This is a genomic window from Bradyrhizobium sp. USDA 223 (assembly GCF_044909005.1).
GTDB classification, from domain to species: domain Bacteria; phylum Pseudomonadota; class Alphaproteobacteria; order Rhizobiales; family Xanthobacteraceae; genus Bradyrhizobium; species Bradyrhizobium yuanmingense.
Window position 1 is genome coordinate 5,801,397 of record NZ_JBIYDR010000001.1, and the last position, 19,443, is coordinate 5,820,839.

Sequence of the window (19,443 nt, forward strand, 5' to 3'; positions counted from 1 at the left end):
CTACGCGGCGAGCGACCCTTTCCCACAACAAGGGAGGGTGAGAATCGTGAAACCTCACTCCCTGAAGAACGCCAGGAGATCCGCGTTGATCGTCTCGGCATGGGTGGTCGGCATGCCGTGAGGGAATCCCTTGTAGGTCTTCAGGATGCCTTTCTTGAGCAGCTTGGCCGAGAGCGGCGCCGAATCCGCGTATGGCACGATCTGGTCGTCGTCGCCGTGCATCACCAGAACCGGCACGTTGATCTTCTTCAGATCCTCAGTGAAATCGGTTTGCGAGAACGCGACGATGCCGTCGTAATGCGCTTTCGCGCCGCCCATCATGCCCTGGCGCCACCAGTTCTCGATCACGGCTTCCAGCGGTTTTGCGCCGGGGCGGTTGTAGCCGTAGAACGGGCCGGCGGCGATGTCGCGGTAGAAGGCCGAGCGGCCGGCGGCGAGCTGGGCCTGGAAATCGTCGAACACGCTCTTCGGCAGGCCGCCGGGATTGGCCGCGGTCTGCACCATCAGCGGCGGCACCGCCGAGAGGATCGCGGCCTTCGCGACGCGGCTCTCGCCGTGACGGGCGATGTAGTGCACGACCTCGCCGCCGCCGGTGGAATGGCCGACATAGAGGGCGTTCTTGAGGTCGAGATGCGCGGTGAGCGCGGCGAGATCGTCGGCATAATGATCCATGTCGTGGCCGTCGGCGACCTGCGCCGAGCGGCCGTGGCCGCGGCGGTCATGGGCGATGACGCGATAGCCGCGCGTGACGAAGTACATCATCTGCGCGTCCCAATCGTCCGAGGACAGCGGCCAGCCATGGCTGAACACGATCGGCTGGCCCGAGCCCCAGTCCTTGTAGAAGATCTCGACGCCGTCTTTGGTGGTGATGGTGGGCATGGTGAGGGCTCCTTTCAATGAGAGACGCCATTCCGGGACGCGCGTCAGCGCGGACCCGGAATCTGGAGATTGTTTAATCGAGATTCTCAGGTGCGCGATTGCGCACCAGAGTTCATCGCTGCGCGATGCCCGGAATGACGAGAGGGGCCAATCAGGCAAACGCCAGGGGCTTGTAGCGGCGCCAAGCGCCGATGGTCAGCACGACGAAAAACACCAGCACGATGCCCTGCACCACGGCGAACACCGGCCCCGATGGCGGCGCCGGGGGCACGGCGGGCGCGAGCGCGGCAAGTGCGGGCACCTTGAGGAACGACTGGATCACCAGCACGAAGACGTTGAAATAGAGCGAGATCATCGCGGTCACAATGTAGACCGGACGCCAGACGCCGGCGAGCTTCATGCCGTAGAGCGCGAAACAGGCGATCGCGAGCAGCACCAGCGAGATGATGCCGATGATGTGCGAGGGCAGCAGCTCCTTGAATGGAAACAGGAAGCCGGTGGCGCTGGTGAGGATGGTGAAAGCTAAGAAGATCGCAGTCATGCCCGGCATCGACTTCGAGCCGAGCAGGCCGAACATCACGACGAGCCCGGCGACGATGGCAATCAGGCTGATGATGACATGGATCAGCGTAAGGGCGGACAGGCTTAGGCCAAGCACCATGACATCTCTCCTACTCTCGGCGTTGAGGTGACGAGAATAGTATTACGGTCCTCATCGGATTACCACCTGCGTTGTCGTCACATGCATGAGCGCAGCCATGCGTCATCGTGCGAAATCGAAAAACGCATGGCTGAACTTTTTTGGAGCGCTGTCACAAACGACGGCAGGCTTTCGACGAAAGTTGAATCGAACTCACACGTTCTTGGTATCGAAGATCAGGATGTCGGCACCGCCGCTGGCGAATTTCGGCACGTCCGCGCCGGTCGCCTTGCCTTCCTCGCTGCCAAAGGCGGCCTGAATGTCCGCGACGCTGTCGAAGGTGAGAATGGCGACGAGGTGGATTCCGGAAGGACCTGCGGGAGATGCGACCGGCCCCTTGCTGACGGCGTAGTTCTTCAGGCCGGGAAGCTTCTTGGCGAGCGGAATGTGCGTCTCGGCATAGTACTTGTCGAAGGCGGCAGCATCCTTGGGTGTCTTGTAGAGCACGACGACTTCAGCCATTTGGTCCTCCCGTTGAATCCTTGTTTTTTCCGCGCGCGATTTGCCTCGCGACGAGGGGATAGTCACGCATTGCGCAGTAAGATGACAAGCCGGATTTGGCTTGCCATTGCCTTGCCTTGTCCTTGACTAAAGCGCCGGTTTTGCGGCGTCGCCGAGATAGCCATGCAGGGAGGCAACGACCTGCGCGCCCTCGCCGATGGCGCCGCCGACGCGCTTGACCGAGCCGGAGCGGACGTCGCCGACGGCGTAGACGCCGGGCACGGAGGTCTCCAGCGGCGCCACCAGCTTGCCCTGGTTCTGCTCCGACTGCGCGCCGGTGACGACGAAGCCGCCGCGATCGAGCGTCACGCCGCAGCCGTCGAGCCAGGACGTAGCGGGATCGGCGCCGACGAATAGGAAGAGATTGCGGATGTCGGCGGAATCCTCGTCATCCGACAGCCGGCTCTTCCAGCGGATGCGCCGCAGCAGCGAGGCCTCGTCGCCCTCGAGTGCGGTGATCTCGGTGTTGAACATCAATTCGATGTTCGGGGTCGCTTCGATGCGCTCGATGAGATAGCGCGACATGCTGGCGCCAAGGCCGCCGCCGCGGATGATCATCAGCACGCGTTTGGCATGGCCCGACAGGAAAACGGCGGCCTGGCCGGCCGAATTGCCGGCGCCGACCAGAGCCACCTCCTCGCCGGCGCAGAGCCGCGCCTCCACGGGAGATGCCCAATACCAGACGCCGCGGCCCTCGAACTTGTCGAGGTTGGCGATATCGGGACGGCGATAGCGCGCGCCGCTCGCGACCACCACCGAACGGGAGCGCAAGGTGTCGCCGCAATCCAGCGCCAGCGCGAAGGTACCGTTGGCGCGCGAGCAATCCAGCGAGCTCACCGACATCGGAATCATGATGTCGGGCGCCGAACTTCTGCGCCTGGGTGAAGGCGCGGCCCGCCAGCGCCTGGCCGGAGATGCCGGTCGGGAAGCCCAGATAGTTCTCGATGCGCGCGCTGGCGCCGGCTTGGCCGCCGAAGGCGCGGGTGTCGACGACCGCGACCGAGAGACCTTCGGACGCAGCGTAGACCGCAGTCGCGAGCCCCGCCGGCCCGCAGCCGACGATGGCGACATCGTAGATACGGTCGTCCTTGGCCCCACCGATCATGCCGATGGCGCGGCCGAGCTCGGTCTCGCTGGGATTGCGCAGCACCGTGCCGCCGGCCGTGACGACGAGCGGCCAATCCTCCGGCTTCGGCGAATAGCGCGCGATCAGTTCGGCGGCGTCATGCTCGCTCTCGGGGTCGAGCAGATGATGCGGCTGGCCATTGCGGGTGAGAAAGCCCTGCAGGCGCACCACGCCGGCGGAGTTCGAGGGCCCGATCAGCACGGGGCCGCCGATGCCGCCCTGGATCAGATTGACCCGGCGCAGGATCAGCGCGCGCATGATGCGCTCGCCAAGCTCGGCTTCGGCCACCAGCAGCGCGCGCAGCCGGTCCGGCGGGACGAGCAGCACCTCGACATTGCCTTCGGCGCGGCCGTCGACCAGCGCCGGCCTGCCCGAGAGCTGGCCGAGCTCGGCCAGGAATTGCCCCGGCCCCTGATCGATCACCGGCGTGACGTGACCGAGACCGTCGCGCTGGGTGATGGCGACGTGGCCCGCCAGCACCACGAACATGCCGGGCCCGGGCTTGCCGGTCTCGAACAGCAACTCGCCGTCCGCGTAGGCGCGGATTTCGCCGAAGTGCCTGATCCGTTCGATCTCGGCGGGCGTCAGCGCCGGAAAGGTCTGCTCGGGGCGGGTGAACCGCAGCAGCTGCGCATCACGGTCGGTTCGTTGTGTTTCGTCCTGCCCCATGGCCACTGCATGCACTCCAAAATCTCCAGCCGCCGGCGTTCAACGAGAGGTCTTGCCGGCGGCCCCCTCATTTGGGGAACCATCGTCGTTCTGCGAGGGGTCGGTGCTTGCGGCGCGTTCGCGCGCCTGCACCTTCCGCCGCTTCAGGTTTTCGCGCAGCGCCGATTTCAGCCGGTCGTCCCGGGACGCCCTCGCCTGCCTCGCGCTCTTGTCAGTCTCGTCGCCCATCGCGGCTCCATCACAGCAACCGGCCACAGGATGCCATCGAAGTGTGGCAGCTCAAGAGGGTGAGGCGATAGGACCCCAAGCGAAACGCGACATGGATCGAAACCGGCCCCCAGGCCAACTGCCCAGTTGGGCAGGGATATCAGACCCCGAATCGGCGTGAAGTCGGTCAGTTCGGGCGAAAACGGGCATTTTGGCGCCGATATCGGCCCGATTTTCTCGTTTTGGCGGGGCTAGCAAGCTTGCGCAGGAGGGGGGCTTGTGGCAGATATCGGCCCGCTTGGTAGGCCCCTCGGGCGGCCGATTCTTGTCCCAGCACATGCTGCCGTAGCTCAGTGGTAGAGCACTCCATTGGTAATGGAGAGGTCGACAGTTCAATCCTGTCTGGCAGCACCAGCTCTCTCCATCGACGCGAGCCTTGTTGAACCTGGCCTTGCGCCTGTCAGCGAGACCGCAGGCACCCACGGATGCGATCGTGATCACACGTTCCCTGCCCTATGAAGGACTGCTCCACGAGATCGTCGAGCACAACGGCGTGCTCTATCTCGGCGGTATCGTCCCTGAAGATGCCGGGCTCGACATGGGGGGCCAGGCCGACGATGTGCTGCGCCAGTTGAAGATCCTGCTCGAGGGAGCCGGCTCCGATCTGTCCTGCGTTCTCCAGGTGACGATCTTCATGGCCGACCTCACTGAGAAGGCCGCGTTCAACCAGGTGTGGAAGCGCTATTTCACCGCGGAGCATCTGCCGGCGCGTGCCGCGATCGGCGTTGCGGATCTCGGCCCGGGCGTCAAGCTGGAGCTGACGGCGATCGCCGCGCGCCGGTGATCCTCGAGCGACGGGCGAGAAGAGCAAGTTCCGTCATTTCGCCAGTTTTCCATACATGGCTCGGCATTCTCGCGGCCCGAAACGCCCGAGTTTTGCTCGTTTCCTTGTCCCCCTTCTATGAAGAGGGCGCAGGGAAGGCCGGGTGCCGGCTGGCACCCACGGTCCGCTGTGCGACAGCACACGCAGAAAACTGCACAGCGGCATACAGGTGAAGCCCAACACACGGCCTTCCCTGCGCAGTGGTTTGACGGCTTATGCCTGCTCTCCCCGGAGCCGAGTTCCTTCTGGCCTCCGTCACCTCGCGAATTGACGATGCCTCAAGGCCCGGTTGAGCCGAGATGCATCTCCGCAAGGCTTGACCGTAGCAACGACGGTCAGGACCACACGGTTTTGCCGTACGCAGCTTCCGGCTCCGCCAAGAGGCTTCGCCGGATGTTGGCGCCGTCCGTTCCGCACGCTGTGAGACCTCACGAGGTTCATCTCGCCCTGGTCCCGCCCCGCGTGCCCGACGCAGCCGCGTCCACCGCACCCTGGCCCTCGTTCGTGACGACGTACGATCGCCCCTCGCCCTGGGCCGGGATGCGCGATGGATACCGCAATTCCGAATTTCGGTAAAGTGGAATATTTTCGCGGGAGGGGTTGACGGGGCTGCGCGGAGGGGCGTTGTTTTGCCCGACGGGACAGAAGCGTTGCGATCCTTCCGGTTGCGGCTCTTCAAAAGATGCGGTCACACGGCACGTTGACCCCTCATTTCATGGTGATAGTCTTTCCGCTCGCGACCTGTCCGGGAGGACACAATGGGATGGTTCGACCGCCTGTTTGGAAGGATGTCGGAGCCGACGATTCCTCTCCTTGCGAGATTTCGGCGGAAGTCAAAAGCGCCGACCGATCCTGATCTTCTGAAAATCGCCAGGGACCGGAAGGGGCATGTTTCCCGCAGAGCCGTCAGGGACGAGTATAATCGGCTGGTCCTGGAGAAGTACGCGCACGACAAGTCGTGATGCGCGTCGAGGATCTCAGTAGCCCGTAGGATGGGCTGAGCGAAGCGAAACCCATCTGCTCCTTGTCGAGCCACGAAACATGATGGGTTTCGCAAGGGCTCTACCCATCCTACGCACTGCGCACCATCAATGGTCGCCCTTCATTTGCAGTGCTGCGAAGCGGTCGTCCGAACGGCGCAACCGCCGGCATAGCTCGCGATTGATGTTCTGCAGGACGATCACGTAGGCGTGGATGTCAGCCTTGTAGCAGGCATAGAGCTTTTGGGCCGTCAGCTCGTACAGCACGGTCGGCGCCTCCGCGATAACAGTGGCGGAACGGTTCTGCATTTCGATCAGCGTCATCTCGCCGAAGAAATCGCCAGGCTCCAAACGCGATATCGGGATGACCCTGCCCGCATGCGTGCGTTTGCTCACCGCCAGCCGGCCGGACTTGACGATGAACATCGAACGTCCCGGCTCACCCTCGGCCACAACGGTCGCGTCGGCTTCGAAGCGGCGCTCGACCAGCATCGAGATCAAGAGGTCGAGGCCTGCCTCCGAAAGCCCGCCGAAGAACGGCGTCGCCAGCAGGAACGCTTTCAGATCGGGGGCCGTGACGGTCATCGCGCGAGGTTACGCCCGGTCGAAGGCTGCGGCAAGCTAAGCGGTGCAGCCAGGTTCCGTCATTGCGAGCGTAGCGAAGCAATCCACGAATGTGTCCGCGGAAACAGTCTGGATTGCTTCGTCGCAAGGGCTCCTCGCAATGACGCGGCGAGAAATTTCACCTCTCGACTCTGGACCACTGCCGCGCGCAGCGAAACCCATCAGACTCGTGCGGTGGCGAAGATGATGGGTTTCGCAAGTGCTCTATCCATCCTACGGGCCGCACAGTGCGAGCTATTGGGGCCGGTGGCCCCTGATCGCGTGCGCGCGCGCAGCGCAGGTGATGCGACCGTCCGCATGCGCCGGCAGGCTTGCACGCACCCGCGCGATGAGGGTCTCGACGTCTGCGGGCCTCATGGCGGCAACGGAAGGCCGGAGCGCGGGGGACTTCAGACTGATTGCCCAGAAGTCATCGAAATCTGAAAACGTTCGTTGCACCGTAATCTCTCGCGTTTGCACGTCCTCGAGACCTGCTCCTCGCCACAGGTCCCGCAACGCTTCCATGCGAGAGGCGTCCATCCGTGGCGGGCGCGTTGCCGGAATGCCCATTGCCTTCATCTCGTCATAGATCGGGTCGAGCGGAAAGCCGCCACCCAACATGTCCCACATATACGTCATGACCGCACCGCCGGGGACAACGACCCGCACCATTTCGCTGACGCCCCTGGCGGGATCCGGAACGAACACCAGAACCAACGCCATCACAGCCGCATCGAAGCTGGCGTCGGCGAAAGCAAGTGCCATCGCATCGCCCTGGTGAAACTTTGCCACGCGCGCCGCAGGTCGCGTGCGCGCAAAAGCAAGCTGCTCGGCCGAGGGGTCAATGCCCTGGACCTCGGCGGGGCTGCAGCGCTCGACCAGGAGTTCAGTGAAGGCGCCGTTGCCGCAGCCGATGTCGATCCAACGCAAGCCTGCAGGAGGCGCCAGCCAATCAAGGAATATCTCGCCGGCGAACCGGCTCCAGATTCCCATCATCTGCTCGTAGGCGGCACCATCGTCGAAGCGAATGGTCTGCTCTGCCATGTCGAGATCCTCCCGGCCCGATGACGATGCTTGGCGCGCGCCATTCTGCGCACAAGAGATGGGACTGGGGAAGTCCTGGAACTGACCTGATCCGCCGGATTATTGCCGCGCGACATTCTCCCCGCGCGGCGTCTTTCGCTTCCGCCACACCTGCAGGTCAATCATGACTTTCACCGTCGCCGCGAGGACGAGCGCACAGAGCGCCGCCTTCGAGATTGTCTCCATCGTCCCCTCGATCAGCAGGCAATGGACCACGCTGCCTGCGACGATGACGATGGCGAGGGGAATATGGATGATGCGCCAGGTTCGCGGCCGCAATCCCAACCGCCTTCGCAGCAGAGCCAGGAATGCAACCGCGAAGATGGCCCACATCGCGGTCACGCCGAAGGGAGAGAACGGCGTCGGCGATGAGAAGGTCAGTGCGTCGACCATGTCGGGCGGGCTGGTGATCCAGAGGCCGGCGACATGGATCAGAATGGCCAGAACAAGCGCGCCCCCGATCCAGTGATGGGCGCGCCTGCCGCGATAGGCCGACAATCGCGGCAGGTAGCCGCCGATCAGCAAGGGCTGCACGAGCACGAGACCGAGGGCGATGATACCGGCGAAGCCGGCGATAATGTAGACAGGATCACGCCATGCCAGCTGCTCGCTGGCTGCAGCAAGCGCAATCGGCACACCGATCGCCACGCCAAGGGCGACCCAGATCAGGGGCGCCCGGGCCGATCTCCATCGCGTCATCTGCAAGTGGGGTTCAAGCCGGCTGCAGCACGAAGTGCGCCTCGAGGCTGGTCTCCTTGGCGCTCCGCATCACCGGCCGCAGGAAGACGGTCTTGAACTCGCCGCTGTCATAGGCGAGGTGGCCGTGCGGCTGGCCGAAGATCGGAATGATCTGCGGCATCTCCAGCCGGAACTTGCCGTCCTTGTCGGTGAGCGTTGCGCCGTGGCTCTGCGGCTCGTGCTCCCGCCCTTCGACGGTGTGCGCCCAGATCTGGATGCGTTGCCCGGCCAGCGGAGCCCCGTCGCCGGCGCGGCGCACGGTGCCGCTCATCCAGAAACCGCCCTTGCCGATCCGCTCGACGATCGCCGCGCCCTTGCGGTAATTGTTCGCGCCGCCCGACATCGACTCGGTCGGCGCAAGGCCCGACGCACGGGCGGGCAGCAGGAGACCGGAAGCGCCGGTTGCCAGAAGCCCGGTTGCGAGGACCGAGCCGCCGGCCGCGAGGAGGTTGCGGCGGGTGAATACGACCGTGGTCATGTCAGTTCCTCCTGGCAGCAGCGCAGCCGCTTCCCGCAAGCTACAATATCATGTGCAAAACGCCCAGTTGGCGCGAGGGGCGCCAGGGGTCGCAATAACAGTGTTGTGAACGAAGGCGCGGACCGCCTGAGCAGCTTCGTAGGACGGGTAGAGCGAAGCGAAACCCATCGGGCTCGTTCGGTCGCAAAGACGATGGGTTTCGCAAGTGCTCTACCGATCCTACGCACCGACACTACATGTAACCGCGCAGCTCTCCCGCCGGACCTTACCCATGATCCCCTTCTCCGTGCTCGACCTCGCACCCATTCGCCAGGGCGGCGATGCGGCGCAGGCGTTCCGCAATTCGCTCGATCTGGCCCGGCATGCGGAGATGTGGGGCTTCAAGCGGTTCTGGCTCGCCGAGCATCACAACATGACCGGTATCGCGAGCGCGGCGACATCGGTGGTGATCGGACATGTCGCAGGCGGAACGAAATCGATCCGCGTCGGCTCCGGCGGGATCATGCTGCCGAACCACTCGCCGCTGGTCATCGCCGAGCAGTTCGGTACGCTGGAATCGCTCTATCCCGGGCGGATCGATCTCGGGCTCGGCCGGGCGCCGGGCACCGACCAGTTCACCGCGCGGGCGCTGCGCCGCGATCTCGCCACCACGTCCGAGAATTTTCCTCATGACGTGCTGGAGCTGCAGGCGCTGCTCGGCGACGTGCAGCCGAACCAGGCGATCCGCGCGGTGCCGGGCATGGGCACCAAGGTGCCGCTTTGGATTTTGGGATCGAGCACCTTTGGCGCGCAGCTGGCGGCGATGCTCGGCCTGCCCTTCGCGTTCGCCTCGCACTTCGCGCCGCAGATGATGATGCCGGCGCTGCGCGAATATCGGGCGCGGTTCGAGCCATCGGCGCAGCTCGACAAGCCCTATGCGATGATCGGCGTCAACGTGTTCGCGGCCGACAGCAATGAAGAGGCGCAGCGAATGTTCTCCTCGCTGCAGCAGCAGTTCATCAATTTGCGCCGTGGCACGCCGGGGCCGCTGCCGCCGCCAGTGGACGACATGGACGCGCTGTGGTCGCCGGCGGAGAAGGCCAGCGTTGCGCAGGCGCTGTCATGCACGGCGGTCGGCTCGCCCGATGTCGTCGAAGCGAAGCTGAAAGCGCTGATCGCCGAGACGGGCGCGGACGAACTGATGACGACGGGGCAGATCTACGACCACACGGCGCGGCTGCGCTCGTTCGAGATCGCGGCGGAGGTGCGAGAGCGACTGGCGGCATCGCCCAACCCCTGAACCGGCTCCGCCTGGAACAGCGTGCGATTGCCGGCTCCGCAATGCTGTCCTAAACTCGGGATATCGAAGGGTAGCGCAGCGCCGATCCCTCAAGGCCTGATCGGAGGATCGACGATAGATATGATCCGCAGCCGCGCATTCGAGTTCATCGAGACGGTGCAAGAACTTTCCGACGCCGCGAGTGTCCTGGACGCAATGGGACGCATGCTCGGCCAGTACGGCGCCGACCAGTTCTGTTGCGCCTATATCGCGCCGCTCTCGACCGAAGCCCCGCGCGAGGCCATTCTCGCCCATCGGCTGCCGCCCGGCTTTCTGGACATGTATTCCACCGAGCAGTTCGTCTGGGACGATCCGGCGCTGCGCTACTGCAAGACGACACTGCGCCCGTTCAGGTGGTTCAAGGACGCGCCGTTCGATCCGATCCGGGAGCCGCGCGCGGTCGAACTGGTGCGCCGCGCCCGCGACTTCGGGCTGAACGACGGCGTGATGGTCCCGATCGCTTCACCCGCCAACCGCATCGGTCATGTATTCTTCGGCGGCCGCGCGATCGACCTGCCGGAGCGTGATTTGGCGGCTCTCCATCTCATGGCGCTTTATGCCTTCGACCGGGCGCTGACACTGCGCGGCCAGCCCGAGGCACGAACAGTCGCGCTGTCTCTGCGAGAGTGCGAGGTGCTGACTCTGGCCGCAATCGGACGATCCACCGAAGACATCGCCGACGCCCTGGCGATCACGCCGCGCACCGTGAAGGCGCACGTCAAGAGCTGCTGCAAGAAGCTCGGCGCGACCACCCGCACGCAGGCCGTGATGATCGCCATGCGCGACCGGATGATCTCGCCCTGAGCCGTCGTGCTGCGGGTCGTTATTTGCGCATGATCTTTTCGGAAAACCGCACCGCACTTGTCCGGATCATGCTTTAGTCCGGAAAGCCGAACAGCTTGGCCGGATTGTGCACCAGGATCTTCTCCAGCTCCGCCTGGTCGGGCGCGTAGCGGTACATCAGCTCGAGCAGATCGGCATCGTTCGGCGGCCGCTTCACCGAGACCGGATGCGGCCAGTCGCTGGCCCAGACGCAGCGGTCGGGAGCCGCCTCGATATAGGCGCGCGCGATCGGGATCACGTCGTCGTAAGGAGGACCGGCCTTCGAGGTCTTCTCGCCGAGCGAGAGCATGACCCAGAAATTGCCCTTGGCGAGCAGCTCCAGCATCTTGCGCAGGTTCGGATCGTTCTTGCCGGCCTCGGGGGCGGGCCGCGCCATGTGATCGATCAGCACGGGCACGTCGAGATTCTCGTATTTGGCGACGCTCGACATGATGCCGTCCTTCTCCGGCTGGATCTTGACGTACCAGCCGAGTTCGCGGATGCGGGCGATGGCGCGGGCGAAATCGGCGTCCGACAGCACGGCGCCGAGCTCCTGGCGGAAGCTGAAGCGCGCGCCGCGCACGCCGGCGTCATGCAGCTTGGCGAGATAGGCGTCGTTCGCTTCCGCGAACACCAGCGCATTGGCGCAGCCGCGATAGTTCGGGCCCATCGCGGCAAGGCCGTCGAGCACGACGGTATGGTCCGCGCCGTAGGTCGTGGTCTGCACGATGATGCCGCGCTCGATGCCGAGCGTCTTGTGCATGCGCAGCGCCGCTTCCCAGGTCGCCGTCGGCATCCGATAGGCGGCGCCGGGACGCTCAGGATATTTCTCGATCGGCCCCAGCACGTGGAACTGGCTGTCGATGGACTTCGGCGGCGGCGCCTTGATCGGGCGGCGCGGGTTGGGGTCGAACGGCAAATAGGTCGGCATGCGAGCGCTCCCTCAGTCGATCACGGCGGTGAAATCGCAACTTACCAGTGCGCCGCCCTCCATGTTGTCCATCGGCAGCGCGTGGCGCGCGGGGCGCGAATGCTCGTCCGGAAACATTTTCAGCCATTCGACATTGAGAGGGCCGCGATTACCGCGGTCCTTCAGCCACACCGTCATCTTGATGATGTCGGAGGTCGAGCCGCCGGCGGCCTCCACCGTCGCCTTCATATGCGCGAACATGTTGGCGCATTGGGCATCCAGGCTTTCAGGCATCGCATTGGTCGCGGGATCGCGGCCGAGGATGACGCCCGACATCACGAGATTACCGATGCGGCAGGCGTTCGGAATCGGGTTGACGTGCTTGAAGCCGCCGATATGGATGCTCCTGCGCCGCGTTTGACCACTCATGGTGCGCTCCCTGTTATTGTTGCTTCAGACGAACTGGCACGACACCGAGCCGAAGGCGCCGTAATCGGCATGGAAAGTGTCGCCGCGACGGATGTCGACGGGCCGCGTGAACGATCCCGCCAGCACGACCTCGCCGGCTTTGAGATGCTCGTCATGCGGCGCGAGGCGGTTGGCGAGCCAGGCGATGCCGTTGGCGGGATGATTGAGCACGCCGGCGGCAAGGCCGGTTTCCTCGACCTCGCCGTTGCGGAACAGCAATGCGCCGATCCAGCGCAGGTCCGCATCCATCGGGCGGATCGGCCGGCCACCGAGCACCAGCGCGGCATTGGCCGCGTTGTCCGAGATCGTGTCCATCACCTTGCGCGTCTTGCCGGTCTCGGGGTCGACGCGGTGCATGCGCGTCTCCAGAATCTCCAGCGCGGGCGTGACGTAGTCGGTGGCGTTGAGCACATCGAAAATGGTGCAGTCGGGCCCGCGCAGCGGCGCCTTCAGCACGAAGGCGAGCTCGACCTCGATCCGCGGCGCGTGGAAGCGGTCGAACGGAACAGGCGTGGCATCGGCGTAAAACATGTCGGCGAACAGCACGCCGTAGTCGGGCTCGTTGATGCCGACCGCGTTCTGCATCGCCTTCGAGGTCAGGCCGATCTTGTGACCCTTGATGATGCGGCCGCGGCCGAGCTGGAGTTTCGTCCAGGCGCGCTGGACCGCGTAGGCATCCTCGATGCTGAACTCCGGATAGTCCTTGGTGAACATCGGGATCAGCGATTTCGTGCGCTCGGCTTCGTCGAGGCGCGCGGCGAGGCGTTCGATCGTGGCGGAATCCAGCATCGTTTACTGCTCCGCCGCCACGGTGTTGCGCAGCACGCCGATGCGACTGGACTCGACCTCGACGACGTCGCCGTCCCTCAGCCAGCGTGGCGGATCGAACCGCGCACCCGCGCCGGTCGGCGTGCCTGTCACGATCATGTCGCCGGGCTTGAGGGTCGCGAAGGTCGAGAGATAGGAGATCAGGAAGTCGAACGGGAACATCAGCCGCTCGGTGGTGTCCTGCTGGCGCAGCTCGCCGTTGACGCGCGTCATGATGTCGTGCGGCCCGCGCGGGTCTAGCTCGTCGGCGGTGACGATCCACGGGCCGATGCTGCCGGAGCGATCGAAGTTCTTGCCCTGCGTGACGTTGAACTTGCCGTGGCGCAGCCAGTCGCGGATCGTGCCCTCATTGCACAAGGTCATGCCGAAGATGTGCGACCACGCTCTTTCGCGCGGAATGTGGCGGCCGCCCTGCCCGATCACGATGACGAGCTCGCCTTCGTAATCGAGCTGATCGGACACCTTGGGCTTCTCGATCGGCTGACCGGAGCCCGTCATCGAGGACATGCTGCGCACGAACAGGCTGGGATATTTGGGCAGGTCCGAATTGTCTTTATACTCCGCGTTGCGCTCGGCGTAGTTGACGCCGATGCACCAGAGCTTCTCCGGCGCCAGCACCGGCGGCAACAGGACGAGCTTGTCCAGCGTGTAATCGGGCTTCTGGCCCGCGATGGCCTCCTGCGCTTCGGCGAGTGCATTGGCCGCGATCAGCGCCTTCACATCCGAATAGTCGCGGCCGATGCGCCTGGTCAGATCGACCACGCCGCCGTCCACGGCCGCGCCATAGCGCGTCTCGCCGTCCAGCAGATAGCTCAGCAGTCGCATTGTATGTCCTCCGATGATCTTGGGGCGGCGGCCGGCGATGAGGCCCGCACGCTCAGTCTTTCGACTTGGGAGTCTGGAACACGCTGCCCAGCGTCACGATCTCGCCGAGGCGGGCGTAGCGCGGGCCACCGATGCGCGCGATCGGGTCGAGCGCCCTGGTCTCGACCTTGCCGTCGTTGACGAGACCGTCGCGCAAATGGAACAGCACGACCTCGCCGACGATGAGCCGGCTCTTGGCGTCACCGAATTCGAGGCACTGCCGGAAACGGCACTCCATCGCGACCGGCGCGGCGGCAAGCCGCGGCACCTTGATGCGCTCGCTCGCGAGCGTCTCCAGGCCGAGATGCTCCACCTCGCTGATTTCAGGCGGATGCTCGACCGAGCTGTCGTGCACGGCATTCATCAGCGGCGTATCCGCGATGTGGATCACATATTCCCCGGTGTCGAGGATGTTGTGCGCGGTGTCCTTGTAGTCGTCGCCCTTGCGGCCGACGCTGATGGCGAGCATCGGCGGCTTCTGCGAGACGAAGGTGAAGGCGCTGAACGGAGCGAGATTGAGCACGCCCGTAGCTGACAGGCTCGTCACCCAGGCGATCGGGCGCGGCACCACGATGCCGGTCATCAGGCGGTAGATGCGCTCGGCGCCGAGCTCGGTCGGATCGATCCGCATCGATCAATCCGCCCTGATATTGGCCTTGCGCACCACCGGAATCCACTTGGCGTCCTCGCGCTCGAGATAGGCCCTGAATTCGGCCGGCGTCATCGGCGTGGCTTCGCCGCCGAGCTTTTCGAACTTGTCGACCACGGCGGGGTCCTTGAGAATCGCGACCAGCGTCTCGTGCAGCTTCTCGACGATGGGCGCAGGCGTGCCAGCGGGCGCGAACAGGCCGGTGAAGGTCTGGCCGTCGAAATCCTTGTAGCCGAGCTCGGCGAAGGTCGGCACGTCGGGCAGCGACTTCAATCGATGCGGTGAGGTGACGGCGAGCGCGCGGAACAGGCCGGCCTTGATGTGCTGGAGGCTGACCGTGAGCTGGTCGAAGGCGAACTGCACCTGACCGCCCAGGAGATCGTTGATGGCCGGCGCATTGCCGCGATAATGCGCCGTGACCCATTGCAGCTCGAGGCTGGACTGCATCAGCTCGCTGAGCAGGTGGTTCGTGGTACCGGGGCCGGGCGAGGCCATGGTCAGCTTGCCGGGCTCGCGCTTGGCGAGGTCGAGAAACTCCTTGAGCGTGGTCGCCTGCACCGAGGGATGAACCTCGAGCACCAGCGGCGTCATCGAAATCGTCGAGATCGGGAGGAAGTCTTTCTTCCAATTATAGGCGTCGCGCTTGTTGATCTCGGTCGCGAACAGCACCGGGCCGTTGGCGCCGACGAACAGGGTGTAGCCGTCGGGCGCCGACTTCGCGAAGGCTTCGCCCGCGATCATGCCGCCGGCACCTGCCTTGTTCTCGATGACGAAGGGTTGGCCGAGCTTTTCCTGGAGCTTGTCGGCGACGATGCGCGCGGCGCTGTCGACATTGCCGCCGGCGGGATAGGGCACGATCAGCTTGACGTTGCGCGCCGGCCATTGCTGGCCGGAGGCGGGTCCCGCCAACATTGCGGCTGCTGCAGCGATGGCAATCCAGATTAATCTCATGTTAACCTCCCGGCGGCGCTTCAAATTCCATATCGGGTGCAGATGACGTCGTGCATGGCATCCCGATCGGAGCGCAATCTCCAGATGCGTGCTTGCCCTGTCGAGGGAATTGTGGCGTTCTTGTCCATATTATGGACAAGAGGCGCGTAACGAAATCGGCTCGCAGCGCCGTGGAACCGCGAGAGGGCGCGCAGGCGATCCGGCGCGCACTCGCGGTGCTGCGCATCCTGGCCGCAGGACGCGAGGACGGTGTGCCATTGGCCGAGGTGGTCCGCACCACGGGCCTCACCCGCCCCACCGTGCATCGCATCATCCACGTGCTGATTGAGGAAGGCATCGTCGAGCGGCACGGCAGGAGCGGCCGCTACGCGATCGGCAACCAGGTACCGGAACTGGCGCTGGCGCGTCCCCGGCCCTCGCGGCTCCTGGTCGCCGCAAATCCGTCGCTGCAGCGCGCGTCCGCCGCGATCGGCGACACGCTGTTCCTGACGGTGCGCACCGGCAACGACACGCTGTGCGTCGATCGCCGGATCGGGGTCTATCCGATCCAGGTGCTGTCGATCGAGGTCGGCGCGCGCCGGCCGCTCGGCGTCTCCAGCGCCGGCGTTGCCATCCTCGCCGCGATGCCGGCGCAGGAGGCGCGCAAGATCGTCGCGGCGAACGAGAAGCGGTTCGAGGCCTACCGGACCGACGTCGCGACCGTGCTCGGCCAGGTCACCGCCGCCAGGCGGCTGGGATACGGCATGAGAGAGATCGGCCTGGTGCAGGGGACGAAATCGATCTCGACCTGGATCAAGACGCCGGACGGGCAACCGGCTGCAGCGATGACCGTCTCCGCCGTTCGCACGCGGCTCGGGCCAAGGCGCGAGCAGGAGGTCGCGGAGATCCTGCTGCGCGAGGCGCGGATGATCGAGCAGGCTATTCGCGGCAATCTTGGCTAGTGCACGATAGCCTGCGACGGCGTCATGGCCGGGCTTGTCCCGGCCATCCACGCCTTCCAGCGGCACGAAGGACGTGGATGCCCGGGACAAGCCCGGGCATGACGACCTCTTGTGTGGGCTGTCAATGGGCTGACGTACCGCTCCGTTTTATGGCACAACGCGCCATCGCCGACCGACCAACGAGGCCACGCATGCCCGCGCCGAAACCGCCTGCCTTCGAGACCCTGAGCCTGCATGCGGGCCAGCATCCGGATCCCACGACCGGCGCCCGGGCGGTGCCGATCTACCAGACCACGTCCTACGTGTTCCAGGATTCCGATCACGCCGCCGCGCTGTTCAATCTGGAGCGCGCCGGCCACATCTATACGCGCATCTCCAATCCGACCACCGGCGTGCTGGAGGAGCGGCTTGCGGCGCTGGAAGGCGGCGTCGGCGCGATCTGCACGGCGAGCGGCCAGGCGGCGCTGCATCTGGCCATCGCCACGCTGCTCAATGCCGGCGACCACATCGTGGCATCGAGCTCGCTCTACGGCGGCACCATCAACCTCTTGGCGCACACGCTGCCGCGCTTCGGCATCACCACCACCTTCGTCAAGCCGCGCGATCTCGACGCGTTCCGCACAGCGATCAAGCCGAACACGAAGCTCGTGATCGGCGAGACCATCGGCAACCCTGGCCTCGAGGTACTCGACATCCCGAAGGTTGCGGCGATCGCGCATGAGGCCAAGATTCCGCTTCTGATCGACAACACCTTCGCCACGCCCTATCTCAGCCGCCCGATCGAGCTCGGTGCCGACATCGTGATGCATTCGGCGACCAAATGGATCGGCGGCCACGGCATCGCGATCGGCGGCGCCATCGTCGACGGCGGCCGCTTCGACTGGCGCTCCTCCGGCAAGTTCGGCGTGTTGACCGAGCCCTATGGCGGCTATCACGGCATCGTCTTCGACGAGCAGTTCGGCACCGCCGCCTTCATCATGCGCGCGCGCACGGAGGGCTTGCGCGATTTCGGCGCCTGCCTGTCGCCGACCAACGCGTTCCAGCTGCTCCAGGGCGTCGAGACGCTCGGCGTGCGCATGGACCGGCATATGCAGAACACGCATCTGGTGCTGGAAGCGCTGAAGTCCAACAAGGCCGTGGACTGGGTGCTGCACCCGTCGCTCGAGGACCATACGGACTACCAGCTCGCAAAGACGCTGCTGCCGCGCGGCGCCGGCTCGATCGTCTCCTTCGGCATCAAGGGCGGGCGGCCTGCCGGACGCAAGTTCATCGAGAGCTTGCGCATGATCAGCCATCTCGCCAATGTCGGCGACGCCAAGACGCTGGTGATCCATCCGGCCTCGACCACGCATCAGCAGATGGATGCCGAGCAGCTCAAGGCGGCCGGCATCGGCGAGGAGCTGGTGCGGCTCTCGGTCGGCATCGAGACCGCAAGCGATATCATCGACGACCTCAACCAAGCGCTGCGCATCTCGCAAAAGGCCTGACACCATGAAGCTTTCCGTCAACGGCGCCGATGTGTTTGTCGCAACCGGCGGCCGCGACTTCGACAAATCCCTGCCCGCGGTCGTCTTCATCCACGGCGCCGGCTTCGACCATTCGACCTGGGCGCTGCACACGCGCTGGTTCGCCCATCATGGCTTTGCCGTGCTGGCGCCCGACCTGCCCGGCCACGGCCGCTCTACTGGGCCTTCGCTCGGCAGCATCGCCGAGATGGCCGACTGGACGGCGGCGCTGCTCGATGCGGCGGGCGCCGCAAAAGCGCATCTGATCGGTCACTCCATGGGCTCGCTGATCTCGCTGGAGACCGCCGCGCGACATCCCGACAAGGTGTCAGCGCTGAGCCTGATCGGCACCGCCGCGACCATGACGGTGGGGCCGGATCTGTGGAAAGCCGCCGAAGCCAACTCGCAGGATGCCAACGACATGGTCTCGATCTGGGGCCTCGGGTTCAACGCGGAGCTCGGCGGCAGCCTGGCGCCGGGCCTGTGGATGCATGGCGGCGCGCAGGCGGTGCTCAGGGCATGCGAGCCAGGCGTGCTGTTCAGGGATCTGTCGGCCTGCAACGCCTATACGAATGCGCTTGCCGCTGCGGCGACCGTGAAGGTGCCGACGACGCTGGTCCTCGGCGAGCGGGACATGATGACGCCGGCGAAGGCCGGCAAGGCGCTCGCCGCCGCGATCCCGCATGCAAGGACCGTCGTGGTGCCCGGTGCCGGCCACATGATCATGGCCGAGCGGCCGGACGAGTTGCTGGCGGCGCTGAGGAACTAAGCGGATCAATCTTCCGTCTTGCGCGTTGCGGTCAGACATCCCTCTCACTCAAGAAGGGAACTGGACCATGCCGAGACAGGAAGTCATTCGCAAAGCGAGGCAAGACAAGCGCGCCGGCAAGTCGGCCAGCACGCAGGCCGGCGAATTCGTCAAGGACCAGATCGACAAGATTCGCAAGGGCAAGCACGGCGCGCGCTCGACCAAGCAGGCCATCGCGATCGGCCTCTCCGAAGCGCGTCGCGCCGGTGTCGATCTGCCGCCACCGCGCAAAGGGCGCACTACGAAGGCGACGCGGCGCAGTGCCAAGTACGCTTACGAGGTCGGCCAGGGCAAACGCACGCCGAAGCGGAGGCCGAAAGTATCGCGCGCCGCCACGAACGCTCTGAAGAAGGAACCGCGATCGACCGCATCGCGCAGTGCGCTATCGAAACAGGCCAAGCGAGCCGCAAGCCGCCGACCCGCAGCGTCCCGCTCGGCCGCCGCGCGGAAAGCGAGCCAGACCAAGGGCGCCAAGGTGCGCTCCGCCGCCGCCAAGAAGGCGGCGCGCACCCGCGCGCGCCGCCGGAGCTGA

The 19,443-nt window shown here is 65.2% G+C and carries 21 protein-coding genes, 1 tRNA gene and 1 pseudogene; 8 read left to right on the plus strand and 15 right to left on the minus strand.

The features are described 5' to 3' along the window. Positions 1–54 precede the first annotated feature (54 nt). From ABIA40_RS27010 to ABIA40_RS27030, 5 genes and pseudogenes are all read right to left on the minus strand, one after another. Positions 55–879 (minus strand): alpha/beta fold hydrolase, encoded by an 825-nt coding sequence (locus tag ABIA40_RS27010; RefSeq protein WP_404544141.1) that lies wholly within the window; start codon positions 877–879, stop codon positions 55–57. Between the two features lie 151 nt (positions 880–1,030). Then, positions 1,031–1,540 carry a hypothetical protein gene (locus tag ABIA40_RS27015; protein ID WP_271539252.1) on the minus strand — a complete coding sequence of 170 codons (510 nt, stop codon included), beginning with the start codon at positions 1,538–1,540 and terminating at the stop codon, positions 1,031–1,033. 192 nt (positions 1,541–1,732) lie between these two features. Further along, a complete protein-coding gene (locus tag ABIA40_RS27020; protein ID WP_057027600.1) occupies positions 1,733–2,041 on the minus strand; it encodes an EthD family reductase in 309 nt (102 codons plus the stop codon). A gap of 126 nt (positions 2,042–2,167) precedes the next feature. Further along, a pseudogene (locus tag ABIA40_RS27025) lies at positions 2,168–3,875 on the minus strand (FAD-dependent oxidoreductase). A gap of 39 nt (positions 3,876–3,914) precedes the next feature. Then, positions 3,915–4,103, minus strand: a complete 189-nt coding sequence (locus tag ABIA40_RS27030; protein ID WP_404544143.1) for a hypothetical protein — start codon at positions 4,101–4,103, stop codon at positions 3,915–3,917. Between the two features lie 318 nt (positions 4,104–4,421). On the opposite strand from ABIA40_RS27030, the gene ABIA40_RS27035 reads away from it, so the two are divergent. Together ABIA40_RS27035 and ABIA40_RS27040 are read left to right on the plus strand one after the other, a co-directional pair. Beyond that, positions 4,422–4,496: transfer RNA gene (locus ABIA40_RS27035), tRNA-Thr, on the plus strand. Between the two features lie 79 nt (positions 4,497–4,575). Next, positions 4,576–4,926, plus strand: a complete 351-nt coding sequence (locus ABIA40_RS27040) for a RidA family protein (protein WP_404544145.1) — start codon at positions 4,576–4,578, stop codon at positions 4,924–4,926. A 1,127-nt stretch (positions 4,927–6,053) separates the two neighbouring features. On the opposite strand, the gene ABIA40_RS27045 is transcribed toward ABIA40_RS27040, so the two are convergent. The 4 genes from ABIA40_RS27045 to ABIA40_RS27060 all read right to left on the minus strand — a co-directional run bounded on the left by ABIA40_RS27045 (position 6,054) and on the right by ABIA40_RS27060 (position 8,847). Continuing rightward, positions 6,054–6,530: a Crp/Fnr family transcriptional regulator gene (locus tag ABIA40_RS27045; RefSeq protein ID WP_157283270.1), complete on the minus strand. Its 477-nt coding sequence runs from the start codon at positions 6,528–6,530 to the stop codon at positions 6,054–6,056. A 273-nt stretch (positions 6,531–6,803) separates the two neighbouring features. Next, the gene (locus ABIA40_RS27050) at positions 6,804–7,592 is read right to left on the minus strand and encodes a class I SAM-dependent methyltransferase (RefSeq protein WP_404544147.1); all 789 of its coding nucleotides are present in this window, start codon (positions 7,590–7,592) and stop codon (positions 6,804–6,806) included. Between the two features lie 99 nt (positions 7,593–7,691). Then, positions 7,692–8,330: a ferric reductase-like transmembrane domain-containing protein gene (locus ABIA40_RS27055; protein ID WP_404544149.1), complete on the minus strand. Its 639-nt coding sequence runs from the start codon at positions 8,328–8,330 to the stop codon at positions 7,692–7,694. A 13-nt stretch (positions 8,331–8,343) separates the two neighbouring features. Then, on the minus strand, positions 8,344–8,847 hold the full coding sequence (locus tag ABIA40_RS27060; protein WP_404544151.1) for a Twin-arginine translocation pathway signal: 504 nt from the start codon (positions 8,845–8,847) through the stop codon (positions 8,344–8,346). Positions 8,848–9,118: 271 nt separating this feature from the next. Between ABIA40_RS27060 and ABIA40_RS27065 the strand changes: the two genes are divergently transcribed. Together ABIA40_RS27065 and ABIA40_RS27070 are read left to right on the plus strand one after the other, a co-directional pair. Beyond that, the gene (locus ABIA40_RS27065) at positions 9,119–10,126 is read left to right on the plus strand and encodes an LLM class flavin-dependent oxidoreductase (RefSeq protein ID WP_404544153.1); all 1,008 of its coding nucleotides are present in this window, start codon (positions 9,119–9,121) and stop codon (positions 10,124–10,126) included. Between the two features lie 120 nt (positions 10,127–10,246). Then, positions 10,247–10,969, plus strand: a complete 723-nt coding sequence (locus tag ABIA40_RS27070; protein WP_404544156.1) for an autoinducer binding domain-containing protein — start codon at positions 10,247–10,249, stop codon at positions 10,967–10,969. 73 nt (positions 10,970–11,042) lie between these two features. Here the strand turns inward: ABIA40_RS27070 and ABIA40_RS27075 are convergent, their stop codons facing one another. The 6 genes from ABIA40_RS27075 to ABIA40_RS27100 are packed head-to-tail and all read right to left on the minus strand — an operon-like array spanning position 11,043 to position 15,657. Next, entirely contained in the window at positions 11,043–11,918 is an 876-nt protein-coding gene (locus ABIA40_RS27075) for an amidohydrolase family protein (RefSeq protein ID WP_404544158.1), read from the minus strand. A 12-nt stretch (positions 11,919–11,930) separates the two neighbouring features. Further along, positions 11,931–12,326, minus strand: coding sequence for a RidA family protein (locus ABIA40_RS27080; protein WP_404544161.1), 396 nt, complete (start codon positions 12,324–12,326; stop codon positions 11,931–11,933). A 24-nt stretch (positions 12,327–12,350) separates the two neighbouring features. After that, positions 12,351–13,154 (minus strand): 2-oxo-hept-4-ene-1,7-dioate hydratase, encoded by an 804-nt coding sequence (hpaH, locus tag ABIA40_RS27085; RefSeq protein WP_271539275.1) that lies wholly within the window; start codon positions 13,152–13,154, stop codon positions 12,351–12,353. 3 nt (positions 13,155–13,157) lie between these two features. Further along, a complete protein-coding gene (locus ABIA40_RS27090) occupies positions 13,158–14,018 on the minus strand; it encodes a fumarylacetoacetate hydrolase family protein (protein ID WP_404544165.1) in 861 nt (286 codons plus the stop codon). 52 nt (positions 14,019–14,070) lie between these two features. Then, positions 14,071–14,688, minus strand: coding sequence for a flavin reductase family protein (locus tag ABIA40_RS27095; protein ID WP_404544167.1), 618 nt, complete (start codon positions 14,686–14,688; stop codon positions 14,071–14,073). 3 nt (positions 14,689–14,691) lie between these two features. Further along, positions 14,692–15,657, minus strand: coding sequence for a tripartite tricarboxylate transporter substrate binding protein (locus ABIA40_RS27100; protein WP_225189545.1), 966 nt, complete (start codon positions 15,655–15,657; stop codon positions 14,692–14,694). 131 nt (positions 15,658–15,788) lie between these two features. Here ABIA40_RS27100 and ABIA40_RS27105 point away from each other — a divergent pair, with 131 nt between their 5' ends. From ABIA40_RS27105 to ABIA40_RS27120, 4 genes are all read left to right on the plus strand, one after another. Next, positions 15,789–16,598, plus strand: coding sequence for an IclR family transcriptional regulator (locus tag ABIA40_RS27105; RefSeq protein WP_404544170.1), 810 nt, complete (start codon positions 15,789–15,791; stop codon positions 16,596–16,598). A gap of 191 nt (positions 16,599–16,789) precedes the next feature. Then, a complete protein-coding gene (locus ABIA40_RS27110) occupies positions 16,790–18,085 on the plus strand; it encodes an O-acetylhomoserine aminocarboxypropyltransferase (RefSeq protein ID WP_128264909.1) in 1,296 nt (431 codons plus the stop codon). 4 nt (positions 18,086–18,089) lie between these two features. Beyond that, entirely contained in the window at positions 18,090–18,872 is a 783-nt protein-coding gene (locus ABIA40_RS27115; RefSeq protein ID WP_404544173.1) for an alpha/beta fold hydrolase, read from the plus strand. A 67-nt stretch (positions 18,873–18,939) separates the two neighbouring features. Further along, positions 18,940–19,443 carry a DUF6496 domain-containing protein gene (locus ABIA40_RS27120; protein ID WP_157283283.1) on the plus strand — a complete coding sequence of 168 codons (504 nt, stop codon included), beginning with the start codon at positions 18,940–18,942 and terminating at the stop codon, positions 19,441–19,443.